The following is a 17,612-nucleotide window of genomic DNA, read 5'->3' as shown; positions in this document are numbered from 1 at the left end:
GACGGCGACAGTACCAAAACGGGTTCGCCGGTACTGCCTTTGGTACGGTTGGCGGTGCCGAAAGGAGACCGCCCATGCCCGCCACCCGGCACCTGCCGACCGCCGAGTCCGAGGACCTGATCGCGCTCACCCGCGAGATCGCGGCCAAGGAGCTCGCGCCGCGCGTCGCGGACGCCGAGCGCACCGGGACGTTCCCCCGGGAAACGTTCACGACGCTGGGCCGGGCGGGCCTGCTGACGCTCCCGTACCCGGAGGAGTTCGGCGGCGGCGAGCAGCCCTACGAGATCTACCTTCAGGTCCTGGAGGAGATCGGGGCGGCCTGGGCGAGCGTCGGCGTCGGCGTCAGCGTCCACGCCCTGTCCTGCTTCCCCCTCTTCGCCTTCGGCACCGACGAGCAGCGTGCGCGGTGGCTGCCCGACATGCTCTCGGGCGAGCGCCTCGGCGCCTACTGCCTCTCCGAGGCGCACGCGGGCTCCGACCCGGCGGCGATGCGCGCCAGGGCCGTCCGCGACGGCGACTCCTACGTCCTCAACGGCGCCAAGGCGTGGACGACCCACGGCGGCAAGGCCGACTTCTACACCGTCATGGCCCGCACGTCGCAGGAGAAGTCGCGCGGCATCTCCTGCTTCCACGTCCCCGCCGACACCCCGGGGTTGGAGTTCGACGAGCCCGAGGACAAGATGGGCCTGATGGGCTCCACCACCGCGACCGTCCGGCTGGTCGACGCGCGCGTCCCCGCGGACCACCTGATCGGCCACGAGGGCCAGGGGCTGTCCATCGCCCTCGCCGGCCTCGACGCCGGCCGCCTCGGCATCGCCGCGGTCGCCACCGGCCTGGCCCAGGGCGCGCTCGACACCGCCGTCGCCTACGCCAAGGAGCGCGAGGCCTTCGGCAAGGCGATCATCGACCACCAGGGGCTCGCCTTCGTCCTGGCCGACATGGCCGCCGCCGTCGAGTCCGCGCGCGCCACCTACCTCGCCGCCGCCCGGCTCAAGGACGCGGGCCGCCCCTACGGCCGCGAGGCGTCCGTCGCCAAGCTGGTCGCCACCGACAACGCCATGAAGGTCACCACGGACGCCGTGCAGGTCCTGGGCGGCGCCGGCTACACCCGCGACTTCCCGGTCGAGCGCTTCATGCGCGAGGCCAAGGTCATGCAGATCTTCGAGGGCACCAACCAGATCCAGCGCCTGGTCATCTCCCGCCACCTCGCCCGATGAGCAGCGCGATGACCTGCTGGTTCACCACACCGCTCTGACCCGATCCGATTTCCGGTCCCGTTTCGGCCGGGTTCCCCGCGCTGGACACCCCCCGTCTACATCATGGGACGACTGCTCGCCTCATAGCACGAGGATCTGGCCCGTGGCAGCATCGGCTCATGCCTCGCCCCGACATCGATGTCGACCGCCCCTCAGCCGCCCGTGTCTACGACTACGTCCTCGGCGGCAGGGACAACTACGCCGTCGACCGCCAGGCCGCGGAGAAGCTCTTCGAGATCGCTCCGGAGATCCGCGACACCGCTCGCGCCAACCGCGCGTTCCTGCAACGCGTGGTCCGCCACCTCGCCGGGCTGGGTGTCCGCCAGTTCCTCGACCTCGGCTCCGGCCTGCCGACGGTTGAGAACACCCATGAGGTCGCCCAGGCCGCGGCCGCCGGCACCAGGACCGTGTACGTCGACAACGACCCGATCGTCCTCGCGCACGGCCGGGCGTACCTGGACCTGGACGCGCAGACCAGCTTTCTGCCGTCTGACATCAGCGACGTCGCGGCGGTGCTGGCGGGCGCCGGCGAGCATCTGGACCTGTCGGAGCCGATCGGGCTCTTCTTCATCAACGTCTTGCATTTGATCGGCGACGGCGACGACCCGGCCGGACTCGTGGCCGCCTACGCCCGGATGTCGGCGCCGGGCTCGCATGTCGTGATCACGCATGTGTCTTCGGATGGTGCGTCCGGGGAGCTGCGGGCCCGGATCGGCTCGGTGTTCGCCGGGACCTCAGCGGACGCGCGGCTCCGCACGCGTGAGGAGATCCGCGGGATGTTCGGCGGACTGCCGTTGCTGGAGCCTGGCTTGGTCGATGTCGCGGCGTGGCGTCCGGAGGACGGTGACCCGCCGGTCGGTGAGCTACGCGTTTTCGCCGGGGTGGCCCGGGTGCCGTAGGTCGTGGCGGCCGCCTGCCGGAAGCCGGGCCACTCGACCCTCCCGGTCCGGCGTCGGCGTCATGAGCTCTCCGCGACCGTACTCGGCCGAAAGGCGGCGGGCACGCGCGGCGGACCGGTTGTGGACGCCGGCCGCCGGTGGCAGGGCTTTGACACCAGGATGGCGACCATGCGCAACCGCGAGGTCTGGTGGCCATGGCTGGCGGTTCTGGCGGCAGTGGTCGGAGTCCTGGTGCTGGCAGTGGTGACGTTCACCCCGCTGACCGGCAAGGACGGGTTGCAGGTTTCGGCGAACCGCGCCCAGCTCACCGGTGGGTTCGTGCTGGCTGCCGCCGTGCCGCTGATCCTCGCGCTGCGGTGGGCCCGACAGCGTTCCCGCGAGCTGGCCGCCGCGGTCGTCGCCGACCCCGAATCACTGACACGCGCCAAGGAGTTGCTAGCCGGCCTGGTGGCCGAGCAGTGGAAGGACGAGGCGCGGCGACGGTCACTGGACGACCCTGACCCGATCCCGGTGCGCTGGCGCACACCCGTACCCGAAGCACACACCCCCGCGATCATGGACCATGCCGACCTCGTCGAGCCCGCCATCACAGGCGGGGGCGGGGTGTGGTGGACGGCCTCCAGCGCCGACATCGCCGCGCTCACCGCCCGATTCCGTCGCACCCGGCGCCGCCGACTAGTGATCCTGGGCGGCCCCGGGACAGGCAAGACCACCCTGGCAGTGCAACTGCTGCTGCACCTGCTGGCGACCCGCCCTCAGCACCCGAACGAACCGGTCCCCGTCCTACTCCCGATCGCCGGCTGGGACACCGCCCGCTTTCCCCGCCTGCACGACTGGCTCACCGACCGGCTCCTTGGCGACTACCCGGCCCTGCGCGCCCCCGGACTCGGCCACGGACTGGTGCGAGCGTTAGCCGCACGCCAGCACCTGCTGCCCGTCCTGGACGGCCTGGACGAGCTGCCTCCACCTGCGCAGACCGAAGTGATCGGCGCATTGAACCGGTCCCTGGGCGGCGACGACCAGCTCGTCCTCACCAGTCGCACCGCCGAGTTCGCCACGGCGGTGACCGCGGCCGGGGTCGTGATCACCTCCGCCGCAGTTCTGGAACCATGCCCCCTGGCCCCCGCGGACGCCGCCGACTACCTCGCCCACTGCCTGCCCCCTCATCCCGGGACGGCCTGGCAGCACGTTCTCACCCAGCTCCGCAACACGCCCCCGGCCGACCAGCGCCCTCCCGGCCCAGCGGCGGGCGGGCCAGCCGCGGCGCTGGCCGACGTCGCCGCCACCCCGCTGGGGCTCTGGCTGTTGCGCACCGTCCACACCGCGCCCGGCTCCGATCCCGCCGCACTGACCGAGCCCGCCCGATTCCCCACTTCCGCAGCTCTTCGGGCACACCTGTTCGACCAGCTCATCCCCGCCGTGATCGCCACTCGTCGGCCCGGCGCCGACTCAGCCGAGCCGTTCCGGCCCCGCCATGCCCACGACCCCGGTGAGATCCGCCGCTGGCTGAGCTACCTGGCTCACCACCTCACCCGCCAACCCGCCTCCGATGACGGCCAGGGAGTTCACGACTTCGCCTGGTGGCGACTGGCCGCCACCACGCACATCAAAACCCGCACCCCAGCCCTGCTCACCGCCCTCGCCGGCGGGCTCGCGAGCGGGCTTTGGTCAGGGCTCACACTCGGGCTCACGATCGCAGTCGTGGGAGTGCTCACGGCAAGGGCTTGGGAACGGGACTTACCCGGGTACGCCAACCTGCGCATCCGCCAACGCTCCACCGACCTCATGCAAATGCTCGCGCTGGGGCTCACCGGCGGACTCGCGGGCGGGATGTTGCTCGGGTGGTGGCTACAGTTCTCGGCCGGGCCCATGGTCGGGCTCACGGTGGGGTACGCAGGCGGGATCGCGGTCGGGCTCACCTTCGGGTTCATCAGGTGGGCGGAGACACCAGCGCGGGTCTCCCATGCCACGACACCGATGGGCAGTTGGCACGCTGACCGGAGCCTGCACCTGCTTCGCACCAGCACCATCGGGCTCACGTTCGCGCTCACGTTCGGGGCCCTGTTCGGTCTCATTTTCGGAGTTCGGTTCGGGATCGCGTTCGGGCTCGTGTTCGGGGTCTGGTTCGGGATCGGGGGCGGAGCTCACCATGCCTGGGCGGCGTATCTGATCGCCACCTGGCGGCTGGCCCGGGCCGGTCTTCTGCCACGTCGCCTGATGCCGTTCCTGGACGACTGCCACCGCCTCGGATTGCTTCGCGCGGTCGGCCCGATCTACCAGTTCCGCCACGCCGAACTCCAGGAACATCTGGCAGCCACCTACCAAGCCCCGTCCTAGCCGGAGCGGGCGCCGGTCAGCGAGCCACCTGGAGCCCGAAAGCCCCCTCGCCCCGGTCCCGGTAGTCGTCGGCATAGAGGTCGAAGATCGTCGAGGAGTGCCCGAAGCGATGGCCGGCCCAGCCGTCGAGCGTCAACTCCAGCAGCGACACCCCTTCATGGGAGCTGTGAGTTCCAGGCGCAGCCCGACGCATCCGCACCGATAGTCCCAGCCGTCGTCGGCCTGGCCGCGGTGGTCGCTGGCCCACCGGTACACCTTCACCGGTAGCGTGGCCTTCGCGGGCTTGATGGCGTGGAGCTGGTCGAGGAGACCGGCGTCGCGGGTGCGGTGCCGCCCGCATCCGGCCATATCCCCTCGGCGAAGGGGCCTCCGCCCGCGGAGCGGGAATACCGTCGCCGTCACCTCGATCGAGCGGAGGCGGGCCGATGCTGTTCGGCGCCATCGGTGGAATCGCCACCGCGATCCTCATGGTGTTCCTTCCCTACGACGAGGGCATGGTCGCGGTGTTCCCGCCGCAGTCGGCGGCCCTCGCCTCACCGGGGCTGCTGATCAGCCTGCTGCTGTCGGGCTCGGCGATGCCCCGCCTGACCTTCGCGACCTGCCTGCCCGCGATGGTCGGCGCCGTCGTCGGCGCGGTCGGAGCGCTGTTCAGCGGACACGCCGGCTACAGCCTGGTCTGGCTGCTGTGGGCCGTGATCTTCTTCTTCGGCCAGCAGCGGGCCTTCCTCAAGGTCCACAAGGCGTCCGCCTGACCCCGGCGCCGCCTACCCTCGCGGGCCGGCGGCGCCCTCGCCCGGCTCGGCGCCGCGTTTGCGCAGTTCGCGGCGGATGTCGTCGGCGGTGAACGGGGAGCCGGCGGCCAGTTCCTCGGGGGCGACGCCCTCGCGGGCCGCGTCCGCGTAGGCGTTCAGCAGATCGTCCTTCGCGGCTTCGACCTGTTCCGCGAGGTCGCGGTAGCGGGTGGTGGCGAGCTTGACCTTGGCGCCGGCTTCTTCAGGACCCATGCGGCACACCTACCCGAACCCGAACGCATCGCTCATGGGTGATTTGTGCGGCGTGTCACTATCTGCCGCCGACCCGGACCCTACCGTCGGGTCATGTGGCAGTTCGTCGTGTGGGGGCTCATGGGGGCCGCGGCCAACCGCACGCTGGCGTTCCTGGAGGCGAACCGGCGCGTGAAGGGGCCGCCCTGGCGCTACCCGAAGGGACCGGGCGGCCGGTACTACCTGTTCGCCTGCGCGCTGCACTGCGCGCTCGCCGCGATGGTGACGTCGGCGGCCGCGGCGAGCGACCTGATCGACGCGCCGTGGCTGGCGTTCGCGTGCGGCGCGAGCGCCCCGGCCGTCATGGCGAAGCTCGGCCGGTACGCGCTCTGGGCGCTGCCGCCGGGCCCGGGCGGCGACGGTGAGGACGACGACGGGCCCGGTCGGGCCGGATGAACGGGGGAAGCGATGCCGAGTCCTGATCGCGGCTGGCGCGGGCTGCTTGAGGCGTTCTCCGACGCACCGGCCGCCGGCGGGCCGGGGACGGCGCCGCCGGGCGGAGCGGGCCGGGCGCGGCTGCTGCTGGAGGCGTTCTCCGACGCCTCGCCCGCCTTCGCCGCGGACGGGCCGGGGCCCGCGCCCTCGCACGCGGCGGATCCGGGGCGGGCGCTCGCGCGGGGGGCCGTGACGTTCGGCGTCCTCGGGGCGGTGTGCACGGCGTGGGCGGCCGCGGAGACCGGGACGTCCGCGGCGGCGCTGCTCGCCGCGTTCACGTTCGCCGTCCTGGCCCTGTTCGTGGCTCCGCTCGCCGGGTTCGCGCGCGCCGGGGCCGCGTCGGCACGGGCGCAGGGGGTCCGCGAGCGGTCCGCCGACCGGTCCGGGAGGCTCCGCGACAGCTTCTGGCACGCGCTGGGCTCGGAGGAGCGCGACGCCGTCCGCGGCGTCGCGCGCCCGCGCGCCTTCGGGCCGGGCGCGCCGATCCTGCGGCAGGGGTATCCGGCCGACTACGTCGTCGTCCTCCTGTCGGGCTGGACGAAGGTCCGCGTCGACCGGGCGGGCGAGGAGCGGATCGTGGCGGTCCGCGGTCCGGGCGACCTGATCGGCGAGCGGGCGCTGTTCGAGGGCGAGGCCTGGACGGCGACGGTCATCGCGCTGGACACCGTGGAGGCGCTCGTCGTCGGCGCGGCGGACTTCCGGCGCGTCGTGGAGCGCCACGCGGGCGTGCAGTCGGTGCTGGAGAAGCAGGCGCACGACCGCACCGTCGAGGCGGCGGCCCGCACCTCCGGCACCGAACTCGCCGACACCGAGCGCCGGCTGGCCGCGCTGTTCACGACGCTGTCGCGGGCGCGGGACGGGGCGCTCCCGCTGACGGGGACCGAGCTGGCGGGCTGGACGTCGTCGACGCCCGCGGCGGTGGCGAGCGTGCTCAGCGAGTGGGACGGCGCGGGACTCGTCCACGCCGGGGACGGGACGATCGACGTCCTCGACCCGGTCCGGCTGGAGCGGCTCACGGCGGGCGGCGAGCCTCGCCCGCCGGCCGTGTCCGGCTCCCTCTTCCTCACAGGGCAGGACTGCACGGTCGTGTTCGCCGACGTGGTCGGGTTCGGCTCCCCGGACCGGACCGAGGCGGACCGGGCGGCCATCAGGCGGGTGCTGTTCGAGTCGCTGGAGGAGTCCTTCGCCGCGGCCGGGGTGCCCTGGGCGGCCTGCCACCGCGAGGACCGCGGCGACGGCGTGCTGCTCGTCGTCCCGCCCGGGGTCCCGGTGAACGCTCCGGCGGATCCGCTGGTGCGGGCGCTCGCCGAGCGCATCGACCGGCACAACGCGGGCGCGGCCGAGGGGCGGCGCCTCCAGGTGCGGGTCGCGGTCGACGCGGGCCCCGTGCACGCGGGGCCGGAGGGGGTCACCGGGGCGGCGCTCGCCCGCGCCGCCCGGCTGCTGGAGTCCGAGGTCCTGCGGCGGAGGCTCGCGGGCGTCGCGGCCGCCCTCGGGCTGATCGTCTCCGCGCCCGTCCACCGGGGGATCGCCGGGGCGGGGCCGGAGTTCGAGCCCGTCGAGGTGCGCGAGCCGGGGCCCGGCGGCGCCTGGCTGCGGCTCTTCCCGGCCGCGGGTCACACGCGGCCCCGGCCCGAAGGCGCCGCCGGCTAGAGGCGCACGTACTCGTAGTCGAAGGGCCGGCCGTTGACGCCGTTGCGGGGCGGGGCGATCCAGGCGGCGATCCTGCCGCGCTCGTGGACGGGCCGCATCAGGGAGCGGACGTGGGTCCTGTCGACCTCCGTCGGAAGCCAGGCGTCCTTGCGCCGCTCCCAGTCGGCGGCGTCGAGCAGCTCCCCGTCCGGCGCGGCCTCGACGCCGGCGAAGGCGCCGACCTTGCGGTTGAAGGCGATGCTCGGCAGGCGCAGGCGCTGCGGGAGGCCCGCCTCCGACAGGAGGCGGTTCCAGCGGTTGACGCCGCTCTGGCAGTCGGCGATGTACGCGCGGCGCAGGTCGGTGTTGAGGCCGACGAGCGCGGAAACCTCGGTCTGCCCGACGGCGCCGTCGACGAGGGCGTCCACCATGACGGCGTCGTCGGTGAGGCGGTGGTCGTCCCGGCGGCGGTCCTCCATCCAGCGCCCCTTGAGCCCCGCCGTGTAGTAGCCGGCGACGTTGCTGGACGTCTCGGAGCCGAACAGGTCGAGCGACACCGAGTAGTGGAAGTTCAGGTACTTCTGCACGACGTCCAGAGAGATCCCGCCGTGCGGGGCGACGTCGTCGGTGTCGTGCTCCTTCATCAGCTGGACGGTCCGCTCGACGACCCGGTCGATGCCCGTGGTGCCGACCATCATGTGGTGGGCCTCCTCCTTCAGCATGAACTCGCAGGTCCGCGCCAGCGGGTCGAAGCCGGACTCCTTCAGCGTGCCGAGCTGGTACTTGCCGTCCCGGTCGGTGAAGTAGGTGAACATGAAGAACGAGAGCCAGTCGGGGGTCTCCTCGTTGAAGGCGCCGAGGATGCGGGGCGACTCCTCGCTGCCGGAGTTGCGGTGCAGCAGCTCCTCGGCCTCCTCGCGGCCCTCGCGCCCGAAGTGGGCGTGCAGGAGGTAGACCATCGCCCACAGGTGGCGGCCCTCCTCGACGTTCACCTGGAAGAGGTTGCGCAGGTCGTAGAGGCTGGGCGCGGTGGCGCCGAGGTTGCGCTGCTGCTCCACCGACGCCGGCTCGGTGTCGCCCTGGATGACGATGAGGCGCCGCAGGTCGGCGCGGTACTCGCCGGGCACCTTCTGCCAGGCGGGCTCGCCCTTGTGGGCGCCGAAGCCGATGCGGCGGTCGCCGTCGCGCTCGGCCAGGAAGATGCCCCACCGGTAGTCCTTCATGGCGACGTGCCCGAAGTGCGCCCAGCCCTCGCGTCCGACGTCGACGGCCGTGCGGAGGTAGACCTCCCGCGTCGGCAGCGACGGGCCCATCGACTCCCACCAGGACAGGAAGTTCGGCTGCCACGACTCCAGGGCGCGCTGGAGGCGCCGGTCCTCGTGCAGGCCGACGTTGTTGGGGATCTTCTCGGTGTAGTCGGCGGTGGTCGCCATCGCTCAGACTCGCTTTCGGTCGAAGTCGGCGCGCCGTCCGGTGCCGTAGCGGCGCAGGGCGCCGTCCGGACCGGACGCGTTCGGGCGCGTGAAGATCCAGTTCTGCCAGGCGGACAGCCGTCCGAAGATCTTGGTCTCGAGGGTCTCGGGGCCGGGGAAGCGGTAGTTGGCCTCCAGTCCGGTGAGCGCGTCGGGGCTGAAGCCGGCCCGCTCCTCGACGGCGATGCGGATCTCCTCGTCCCAGTCGATGTCGTCGGGCGCGAAGGTGACCAGGCCGAGGCGCTCGGCGCCGGCGGCCTCCAGGGGCTCGCCGGCGGCGTCCCGGACGGCGGCGAGCGCGCCGTCGTCGCCGAGGAACCGGGTCGCCAGCCGGGTGAGCCCGTTGCCCATCGGGAGCGGTCCGAGGTTCATCGCGTCCACGGTGACCGCGGCGGGATCGGCGTCCGGGTCGACGTCCTCGAAGACGCCGTCGAGCTGGTAGGAGCGGTCGGCGGCGAGCGCGACCTCCAGGAGGGAGCCGGCGAAGCAGCTTCCGGGCTCGATCAGGGCGATGAGGCTGCGGCTGGTGACGTCGAGCCGCTTCAGCGTCCGCTTGAGGTAGTGCACGACCTCGTTGGCGAGCCAGTCGCCGCAGGTGTCGAGCAGCAGCCGGTCGTGGGCGAGGACGTGCTCGGCCCTCCCCGCCGTGCGGAGCACCCACGTGCCGAGCTCCGGCTCGTTGGTCCGCAGGTCCAGGATGAGGTCGTCCAGCTCGCGGGTCATGGCGAGCGTCCAGAAGTCCGCGTCGCGCAGGTCGCCGGGAGGCGCGTCCGGGCCCGCGATCGTGATCTCGGCGGCGCCGGCGTCGCGGTCGAGCGCCGCCGAGACGTGCCGGTAGGCGATGGAAGCGTCCGTGCGCTCCTTGCCGAGGGGCGCCAGCGCGATCCCCTCGGCGTCGCGCGGCCGGGAGGAGCGGGCCGCCAGCTCCCGCGCGCGTGCGGCGACCGTCTCGTCCCAGGCGGTGCGCGGGACGGCCTCGTCCACCAGGCCCCACGCGACGGCCTTCCCGCCGCCGAGGCCCTCCGCCCTGGTCGAGAAGTAGTCGGCGCGGTCGCGGCGGACGCGCCGCTTGTCCGACACGCGGGTCAGGCCGCCGGTGCCCGGCAGGACCCCGAGCAGCGGCAGCTCCGGCAGCGACACCGCCGAGGACCGGTCGTCGACGAGCATGATGTGCTCGCAGGCGAGGGCCAGCTCGTATCCGCCGCCGGAGGCGGTGCCGTTCAGCGCCGCCAGGTAGGTCTGCCCGGAGTGGGCCGTCGCGTCCTCGATGCCGTTGCGGGTCTCGTTGGTGAACTTGCAGAAGTTGACCTTCCAGGCGTGCGGGGACGCGGCCAGCATCCGGATGTTGGCGCCCGCGCAGAAGATCTTCTCCCTGCCGCTGGTGAGGACGACCACGCGCACCGCGGGGTACTCGAAGCGGAGCCGCTGGACGGCGTCGTACAGCTCGATGTCGACGCCGAGGTCGTAGGAGTTCAGCTTCAGCTCGTATCCGGGGACCAGCCCGCCCCGCTCGTCGACCGCCATCGTCAGGGTGGCGACGTCGCCCTCGACGTCCAGGCGCCAGTGCCGGTAGCGGGACGGGTCCACCCGGAACTCCACGTGCGGGCCGGTCATGCGCTGTCCTTCCGCCGGTGCCGTCTCCATCATGCTCCACAAAATTAGTTCTTCACGTCAACTGTTTGTAGCATTTCGGCCCGCGCGCCGCCCAGGACGGGAGCGCCCGGGGACGGGTCAGGGCGCGGCGAGCAGGGCCGAGGCCAGCTCGCGGACGGCGAAGCGGCGCAGCTTGCCGGTCGGCGTCGTGGGCAGCCCGTCCACCACCAGCACCTCGCGGGGGCGCTTGAACGACGCGAGGCCCGCCCGGCAGAACCCGATCAGCTCGGCCGGCTCGGCGGTCGCGCCCTCCTTGAGCACGACGCAGGCGACGGGCTTGTCCAGGCCGTCGGCGTCCGGCAGCCCGACGACGGCGGCCATCGCCACCGCGGGGTGCTCCAGCAGCCGTCCCTCCACCTCGGCCGGCGACACCCAGATGCCGCCGGCCTTGAGCATGTCGCCCGTCCGGCCCAGGCAGGTGTAGAAGCCGTCCTCGTCCACCACGTAGGTGTCGCCCGTGCGCAGCCACTCCCCCTGGAAGACCTGCCGGGTCGTCTCGGTGCGGCACCAGTAGCCCGTGGCGATCGACTCGCCCTTCACCAGCAGCGAGCCCGGCGTCCCGGGACCGACGTCGGCCCCGGCGGCGTCCACGACGCGCAGTTCGTAGCCGGGGACCGCGGTGCCCGTCGTCCCAGGGCGGACCCGTCCGGGCCGGTTCGACAGGAAGATGTGCAGGCACTCCGTGGAGCCGATCCCGTCGATGATCTCCACGCCGTACCGCTCGGTGAAGCGGCGGCACAGCTCGGCGGGCAGCGGCTCCCCCGCCGACACCGCCAGGCGGACGGACGCGAGGGCCTCCACCGGGACCTCGGCGTTGAGGAGCGCCGCGTAGAAGGTCGGGACGGCGAAGAACAGGGTCGGCCGGTACTCGGCCAGCCGTCCGGCCACCGACGCCGGGGTCGGGCGGTCCGGGTCCAGGACGGCGGTCGCGCCTGCGGCGAGGGGGAAGAACAGCGAGTTGCCGATCCCGTAGGCGAAGAACAGCTTGGCGACCGAGTAGCAGCGGTCGTCCGGCCGGATGCCGAGCACCTGGCGGCCGTAGGTCTCCACGACGTGCCGGATGTTGGCGTGCCGGTGCATCGCGCCCTTCGGGCGGCCCGTCGTTCCGGACGTGTAGAGCCACAGGGCGCTGGAGTCGTCCGAGGTCGCGTACGGCTCGGCCGGCGCTCCGCCGCGGGCGCGCCCCTCGCGGACCAGGTCCTCGAACGGGTCCACCCGCACGCCCGCCGGGGCGCGGAGCGCCGCGTCCCCCTCCACCGCGACGCGCCGGACGCCGGGAGCGTGCGCGAGGGCCGCCTCGGCGGCGGCCGCGAACCGGTCGCCGACCAGCAGCACCCGGGCGCGCGCGTCGGCCAGCAGGCCGCCGAGCTCGGGGCCCGTCAGCATCGTCGACACCGGGACGGGGACGGCGCCGAGCCGCATCGCGCCCAGGATCGCCGCGGCCATGGGCGGGCCGTCGGCCATGAACAGCACCACCCGCTCCTCGGCGCGCAGGCCCCACCGTTCGAGCCCGGCGGCGATGTCCCCGGCGAGCTCGGCGAGCCCGGCGTAGCTGACGTCGCCGCCCGGACCGGTCAGCGCCGTCCGGCCGGCGCCGGGCCCGGACGCCGCCCGGAGCAGGTAGTCGGAGGCGTTGAAGGTGTCGGGCGGGACCGGGGCGGTCGCCGTTCCAGCGGTCATCGAGGTCTCCCCTCGCCGGGAACCGTGGCCCCAATGCTCTACATAGATGAAACGACAGTCAATAGACTTGTGGAACGATGTCGGTTCCGGGCGCGGCCCGCGCGGCGCCGGCCGGACCCGCGCGATACTGGACGGCGCCCCGGCCGCCCCGCAGGCGGGCGGGCGCGCCCACCGGGGCCCAGAGGAGGAGCACATGGCCCGAACCGGCGAGGACCCGGCGCACCCGGAGCCGAGGTTCCGGCGTCGGCGCGAACTCGGCGCGGCGAGCGCGCGGTCCCTGCTGCTGACCGTGCTGGGCGAGTTCGTCCTGCCCGGCGGCGAGCCGGTGTGGACGGCGACGTTCCTGCGCGCGCTCGGGCTCCTCGGCGTCGAGGAGAAGGCCGTGCGGCAGGCGCTCGCCCGCAGCGCCGGGGAGGGCTGGCTCGCCGGGGAGCGGCACGGCCGCCGCACCGCCTGGCGGCTCACCCCGTCCGGGGAGCGGCTGCTCACCGACGGCACCGAGCGGATCTACGGCTTCGGCCGCCCGGGCGGCGCGTGGGACGGGCAGTGGCTCCTGGTGCTGGCCACCGTCCCGGAGACCAGCCGCCGCCTGCGCCACCTGCTGCGGACCCGGCTCGCCTGGAGCGGCCTCGGCAACCTCTCCCCCGGCGTGTGGGTCAGCCCGCACCCCGAGCGCGAGGCCGAGGTCCGGGAGGTCCTCGCCGAGATCGGCGTCGCCGACGCCTCCACCCTGTTCGTCGGGCGGCTCGGCGACCTGGACGAGGCGCGGCGCGTGGCGCGTCAGGCGTGGGACCTGGACGAGATCGGGCGCGCCTACGAGGACTTCCTCGACGCCGTCGGCGCGCTGCGGCCCGCCGACGATCCGGGGACGTTCGCCGCGCACACCAGGCTCGTCCAGGAATGGCGCCGCTTCCCGTTCCTCGACCCCGGCCTTCCCGCGCCCCTGCTCCCCGACGACTGGAGCGGCGCCCAGGCGGTCGCGCTCTTCCACGAGCGGCACGACGCCTGGCGCCCCGTCGCCGACCGCCAGTGGAAGGCGTTGGGCGCCTGACGGCGGGCGGTGTGTAGGCGGCGCGTCCCCGGGAAGTCGGGTAGGGGCCGGTGTCGTCGATGGGAGTCGTGGAAATGGGCAGTTTGATAGGACGGAACCTGCTCGCCGGCGCGGAGCCCGACGTCGCCGCCGACTCCGGCTACGCCGACCCCCCGCCCCGCATGGGCTTCTTCACCGACACGTCGGTGTGCATCGGCTGCAAGGCGTGCGAGGTGGCCTGCAAGGAATGGAACGCCGTCCCGGAGGACGGTCTCGAGTTCACCGGCATGTCCTACGACAACACGCAGGGCCTCGGCGCCGACACCTGGCGGCACGTCGCGTTCATCGAGCAGAGCAAGCCGATCGGCCAGAACGAGAGCGGGGTCGACCACGGCGACGCGCAGGGCGGCGCACAGGACGCGGGCGGCATGCGCTGGCTGATGGCCTCCGACGTGTGCAAGCACTGCACGCACGCCGCCTGCCTCGACGTGTGCCCGACCGGGTCGCTGTTCCGCACCGAGTTCGGCACGGTGGTCGTCCAGGAGGACATCTGCAACGGCTGCGGCTACTGCGTGCCCGCCTGCCCGTACGGGGTCATCGACCAGCGCAAGGGCGACGGGCGGGTGTGGAAGTGCACCCTGTGCTACGACCGGATCAGCGTGGGGCAGGAGCCCGCGTGCGCGAAGGCGTGCCCGACCGACTCGATCCAGTTCGGCCCGCTGGACGAGCTGCGCGAGCGGGCGGCGCAGCGCGTCGACCAGCTCCACGGCCTCGGCGTCGAGGACGCGCGGCTCTACGGGCACGACCCGGACGACGGCGTCGGCGGCGACGGCGCCTTCTTCCTCCTGCTGGACGAGCCCGAGGTGTACGGGCTGCCGCCGGATCCGGTCGTCACCACGCGCGACCTGCCGTCCATGTGGCGGCACGCCGGAGTCGCCGCCGCCACGCTGCTCGGCGGGCTCGCCGCCGTCTTCGCCGCACACGGCCGCACGGGGGGCGCGCGATGAGCTCGTCGGAGGTCGGCAAGGAGGGCGTGCGCGGCGAGCGGCCCGGCCGGGAGGCCCAGATCGGCAAGGGCCTGGGCGGCCGGGGACGGCGCGGCGGGCGCCGGGGCGGGCGCGGCGAGAAGGCCATGGTGCCGGAGGCGGAGTTCACCTCCTACTACGGCAAGCCCGTCCTGAACCCGCCGGTATGGAAGTCCCTCGACATAGCGGGGTACTTCTTCCTCGGCGGCCTGGCCGGCGCGGGGTCGGTGCTCGCCGCCGGCGCGCAGCTCACCGGGCGCCCGGCGGCCGCGCGGGCGTTGAAGATCTCCTCGCTGGCCGCGATCGGCGGGTCCGCGGCCGCGCTGGTCCACGACCTCGGGCGGCCGGAGCGGTTCTCCAACATGCTGCGCGTCATGAAGCCGACCTCGCCGATGAGCGTCGGCTCCTGGCTGCTGGCCGCCTACGGTCCCGCCGCGGGCGCCGCCGCCGTGCTGGAGGTGACCGGGCTCTTCCCGCGCCTCGGCCGCGCCGCCACCGCCGGAGCCGCCGTGCTCGGCCCGCCCGTCGCCGCCTACACCGCGGTGCTCGCCGCCGACACCGCCGTCCCCGCCTGGCACGAGGCGTACCGCGAGCTGCCGTTCGTCTTCGTCGGCTCGGCCGCCGCCGCGGCGGCCGGCATGGCGCTGGTCACCGCGCCCGTTCGGGAGAACGCCCCGATGCGCACCGCCGCCGTGTTCGGCTCCGGTCTGGAACTGGCCGCGGCCGCGGTTCTGGAGCGCCGGGCCGGGCTGGCGGCCGAGCCGTACAGGCGGGGCAGGGGCGGGGTCTACATGCGCGCCGGCGAGGCCCTCTCCGCCGCGGGCGTCGCGGGATGCGTCCTGCTCGGCGGGCGCAGCCGGGTCGCGGCGGCCTTGAGCGGCGCGGCCCTCCTGGCGAGTTCGGCCTGCACGCGTTTCGGCGTCTTCCACGCGGGCGTGCAGTCGGCCGAGGACCCCAAGTACACCGTCGTTCCCCAGCGGGAACGCCTCGCCGCACGCGGCGGGGCGCCCACCTCCTGAAGGTGCCGTCTTTCTGCAAGCCGATTGCAAATTTGCGCAAGCTCTTGACCTGACTGCAAGAAGAGAGCATTCTCGCGTTGCTCGCGGACGGCCGTCCACCCACCCCCCTCGGGCGCCCGCCAGGCGCCCCGTGACAGGAGTTCGCCGCCATGTCTGCCAACGACGCGCCACGCGCGGGAGCCCCCCGCGCGCGAGTCCCCCGCCGCCGGTCGCTGCTCGCCGTCGGCCTCCTCGTCCTCGCCGGGACGGCGCCCGTCGCCGCCCTGCTCCCCGACCGCCCCGCCCGCGCCGCCGCCTCCCTCAACGCGAGCGACGTCACCGCCAACCTCTGGGAGTGGAACTGGCCGTCCGTCGCCGCTGCGTGCACCGACCACCTCGGCCCCGCCGGGTACGGGGCCGTGCAGGTCGCCCCGCCGGCCGAGTCGGTCAGCCTGGCCTCGACAAATGACGGGGCCCACCCGTGGTGGGAGGTGTACCAGCCCGTCTCCTACGGCCTGACGAGCAGGCTCGGAACCCGCGCCCAGTTCTCCTCCATGGTGACGGCCTGCCACAACGCGGGCGTCCGCGTCTACGTGGACGCGGTCGTCAACCACATGGCGGGCCACAACAACACGGCGAACACCACCTACGGCGGCTCCACCTTCGATCCCGGCGGGTTCGCCTACCCGGCCGTCCCGTACGGGTACGGCGACTTCCACCACGCCAACGACGGATACTGCAACGACGACGACGCGGCCATCGACGACTGGAACAACACCTCCGAGGTGCAGAACTGCGAGCTGGTCTCGCTGTCGGACCTGAAGACCCAGTCCGGCTACGTGCGCGACAAGATCGCCGGTTACCTCAACGACCTGATCGGCCTCGGCGTGGACGGGTTCCGGATCGACGCCGCCAAGCACATCGCCCAGGCCGACTTCGCCGCCGTCAGGGCCGCCCTGCACACCACCACCGCCGAGGGCAGGGCGCCCTACATCGCGCAGGAGGTCTTCCCCGGGTCGAGCACGGCCGACCTGAAGCCCTCGGCGTTCACCGGGAACGGCGACGTGCTCGGCTTCTCCTACGCCCAGGGCCTGAAGACCCAGTTCCAGAACGGGACGCTGTCCAACCTGTCCGGCATCCCGTCCTGGTCGCTGGACGCGGACGGCTCCCGGACCCACACGATGATCACCAACCACGACACCGAGCGGGACGGGTCCACGCTCAACTACAAGAGCGGCTCCGACTACACCCTGGCGACCTACTTCCTGCTGGCCTACCCGTACGGCAAGCCCTCCGTGTACGACGGCTTCACCTGGTCGTCGGCCGGGCAGTCGCCGCCCGCCGACTCCCGCGGGTTCGTCACCGCCGCGAACTGCTCGAACGGCTGGCAGTGCCTCACCCGCTCGACCGGGGTGAAGGGCATGGTCGGATGGCACAACGCGACCGCATCCGCCACGTCGGTGGGCGACTTCACCGCCACCGCGGGGAACGTCATCGGGTTCAGCCGCGGCTCCCGGGGCTGGATCGGGCTCAACGACTCCTCCACCCCGTCCACCGCGTCCTACCGGACCGGGCTCGCGGACGGCGTCTACTGCGACGTCATCACCGGCGGCCTCGGTTCGAGCGGCTGCCAGGGCACCGCCGTCACCGTGGCGGGCGGGACCGCGACCGTGACGATCCCCGCGGGCGGCGCCGTCGCGATCCACGCGGACGCCCGGGCCGGACAGACCCCACCGCCGACCTCCGACCCCGGGACCGTCTCCGACACCTTCAACGTCAACGCCACCACCACCTGGGGCACGAGCGTCTACCTCGTCGGCGACGTCCCGGCGCTCGGCTCGTGGGACACCTCCAAGGCGGTGAAGCTGTCCCCGTCCGGCTACCCGATCTGGAGCGGGACGGTGACGCTGCCCGCCAACACCAAGATCGAATACAAGTACATCAAGAAGACCGACGCCGGAGCCGTGACGTGGGAGAGCGGCGCCAACCGCACCTACACGACCGGCACGTCCGGCCGCACCGCCAACGACACCTGGCGATAGCCCGACCGCGGGGCGGGCGCCGCGCGGGGGGCGGCCCCCGCCCCGGGCGGGGGGGGGGGGGGGGGGGTGGGGGGGCAGGGGGTGGGGGGGGTCCACCCACCCCGCCCGCG

At 73.5% G+C, this 17,612-nt stretch carries 15 protein-coding genes; 10 read left to right on the top strand and 5 right to left on the bottom strand.

Annotated features, from left to right (window positions below):
- Positions 1-74 precede the first annotated feature (74 nt).
- The 3 genes from AB0C87_RS32340 (at position 75) to AB0C87_RS32330 (ending at position 4,492) form a co-directional block, all read left to right on the top strand.
- Complete coding sequence (locus AB0C87_RS32340; protein WP_345183816.1) at positions 75-1,217, top strand: acyl-CoA dehydrogenase family protein; 1,143 nt, start codon at positions 75-77, stop codon at positions 1,215-1,217.
- Between the two features lie 158 nt (positions 1,218-1,375).
- The gene (locus tag AB0C87_RS32335; protein WP_360580992.1) at positions 1,376-2,155 is read left to right on the top strand and encodes an SAM-dependent methyltransferase; all 780 of its coding nucleotides are present in this window, start codon (positions 1,376-1,378) and stop codon (positions 2,153-2,155) included.
- A gap of 168 nt (positions 2,156-2,323) precedes the next feature.
- Positions 2,324-4,492: an NACHT domain-containing protein gene (locus tag AB0C87_RS32330; RefSeq protein ID WP_360580989.1), complete on the top strand. Its 2,169-nt coding sequence runs from the start codon at positions 2,324-2,326 to the stop codon at positions 4,490-4,492.
- Positions 4,493-4,508: 16 nt separating this feature from the next.
- Here AB0C87_RS32330 and AB0C87_RS32325 read toward each other — a convergent pair whose 3' ends face one another.
- A complete protein-coding gene (locus AB0C87_RS32325) occupies positions 4,509-4,643 on the bottom strand; it encodes a hypothetical protein (protein ID WP_360580987.1) in 135 nt (44 codons plus the stop codon).
- 274 nt (positions 4,644-4,917) lie between these two features.
- Here AB0C87_RS32325 and AB0C87_RS32320 point away from each other — a divergent pair, with 274 nt between their 5' ends.
- Positions 4,918-5,244, top strand: coding sequence for a hypothetical protein (locus tag AB0C87_RS32320; RefSeq protein ID WP_360580985.1), 327 nt, complete (start codon positions 4,918-4,920; stop codon positions 5,242-5,244).
- A gap of 12 nt (positions 5,245-5,256) precedes the next feature.
- Here AB0C87_RS32320 and AB0C87_RS32315 read toward each other — a convergent pair whose 3' ends face one another.
- Entirely contained in the window at positions 5,257-5,496 is a 240-nt protein-coding gene (locus tag AB0C87_RS32315; protein WP_345183811.1) for a hypothetical protein, read from the bottom strand.
- A gap of 93 nt (positions 5,497-5,589) precedes the next feature.
- Here AB0C87_RS32315 and AB0C87_RS32310 point away from each other — a divergent pair, with 93 nt between their 5' ends.
- Positions 5,590-5,931: a hypothetical protein gene (locus tag AB0C87_RS32310; protein WP_345183809.1), complete on the top strand. Its 342-nt coding sequence runs from the start codon at positions 5,590-5,592 to the stop codon at positions 5,929-5,931.
- A 12-nt stretch (positions 5,932-5,943) separates the two neighbouring features.
- Positions 5,944-7,623, top strand: coding sequence for a cyclic nucleotide-binding domain-containing protein (locus AB0C87_RS32305; RefSeq protein ID WP_360580983.1), 1,680 nt, complete (start codon positions 5,944-5,946; stop codon positions 7,621-7,623).
- Here AB0C87_RS32305 and boxB read toward each other — a convergent pair.
- The 3 genes from boxB to AB0C87_RS32290 form a co-directional block, all read right to left on the bottom strand.
- Complete coding sequence (gene boxB / locus AB0C87_RS32300) at positions 7,620-9,035, bottom strand: benzoyl-CoA 2,3-epoxidase subunit BoxB (RefSeq protein WP_360580981.1); 1,416 nt, start codon at positions 9,033-9,035, stop codon at positions 7,620-7,622. The two genes, AB0C87_RS32305 and boxB, sit on opposite strands and share 4 nt — an antisense overlap.
- Before the next feature lie 3 nt (positions 9,036-9,038).
- Complete coding sequence (gene boxC, locus AB0C87_RS32295) at positions 9,039-10,688, bottom strand: 2,3-epoxybenzoyl-CoA dihydrolase (protein ID WP_360580979.1); 1,650 nt, start codon at positions 10,686-10,688, stop codon at positions 9,039-9,041.
- 117 nt (positions 10,689-10,805) lie between these two features.
- On the bottom strand, positions 10,806-12,407 hold the full coding sequence (locus AB0C87_RS32290) for a benzoate-CoA ligase family protein (protein ID WP_360580978.1): 1,602 nt from the start codon (positions 12,405-12,407) through the stop codon (positions 10,806-10,808).
- A 193-nt stretch (positions 12,408-12,600) separates the two neighbouring features.
- Between AB0C87_RS32290 and AB0C87_RS32285 the strand changes: the two genes are divergently transcribed.
- From AB0C87_RS32285 to AB0C87_RS32270, 4 genes are all read left to right on the top strand, one after another.
- Complete coding sequence (locus AB0C87_RS32285) at positions 12,601-13,458, top strand: PaaX family transcriptional regulator C-terminal domain-containing protein (protein WP_360580976.1); 858 nt, start codon at positions 12,601-12,603, stop codon at positions 13,456-13,458.
- A gap of 161 nt (positions 13,459-13,619) precedes the next feature.
- The gene (locus AB0C87_RS32280) at positions 13,620-14,444 is read left to right on the top strand and encodes a 4Fe-4S dicluster domain-containing protein (protein WP_353834984.1); all 825 of its coding nucleotides are present in this window, start codon (positions 13,620-13,622) and stop codon (positions 14,442-14,444) included.
- The gene (nrfD, locus tag AB0C87_RS32275; RefSeq protein WP_353834975.1) at positions 14,441-15,481 is read left to right on the top strand and encodes an NrfD/PsrC family molybdoenzyme membrane anchor subunit; all 1,041 of its coding nucleotides are present in this window, start codon (positions 14,441-14,443) and stop codon (positions 15,479-15,481) included. Before AB0C87_RS32280 ends, nrfD begins: the two co-directional genes overlap by 4 nt.
- 149 nt (positions 15,482-15,630) lie before the next feature.
- Positions 15,631-17,502 carry a carbohydrate-binding module family 20 domain-containing protein gene (locus AB0C87_RS32270; RefSeq protein WP_360580974.1) on the top strand — a complete coding sequence of 624 codons (1,872 nt, stop codon included), beginning with the start codon at positions 15,631-15,633 and terminating at the stop codon, positions 17,500-17,502.
- Positions 17,503-17,612: the final 110 nt, after the last annotated feature.

Source organism: Actinomadura sp. NPDC048021, from assembly GCF_040653135.1.
Lineage (GTDB): Bacteria > Actinomycetota > Actinomycetes > Streptosporangiales > Streptosporangiaceae > Spirillospora > Spirillospora verrucosospora.
Note: the sequence above shows the minus strand (reverse complement) of the source record. Positions and strands in the feature narration are given on the sequence as shown.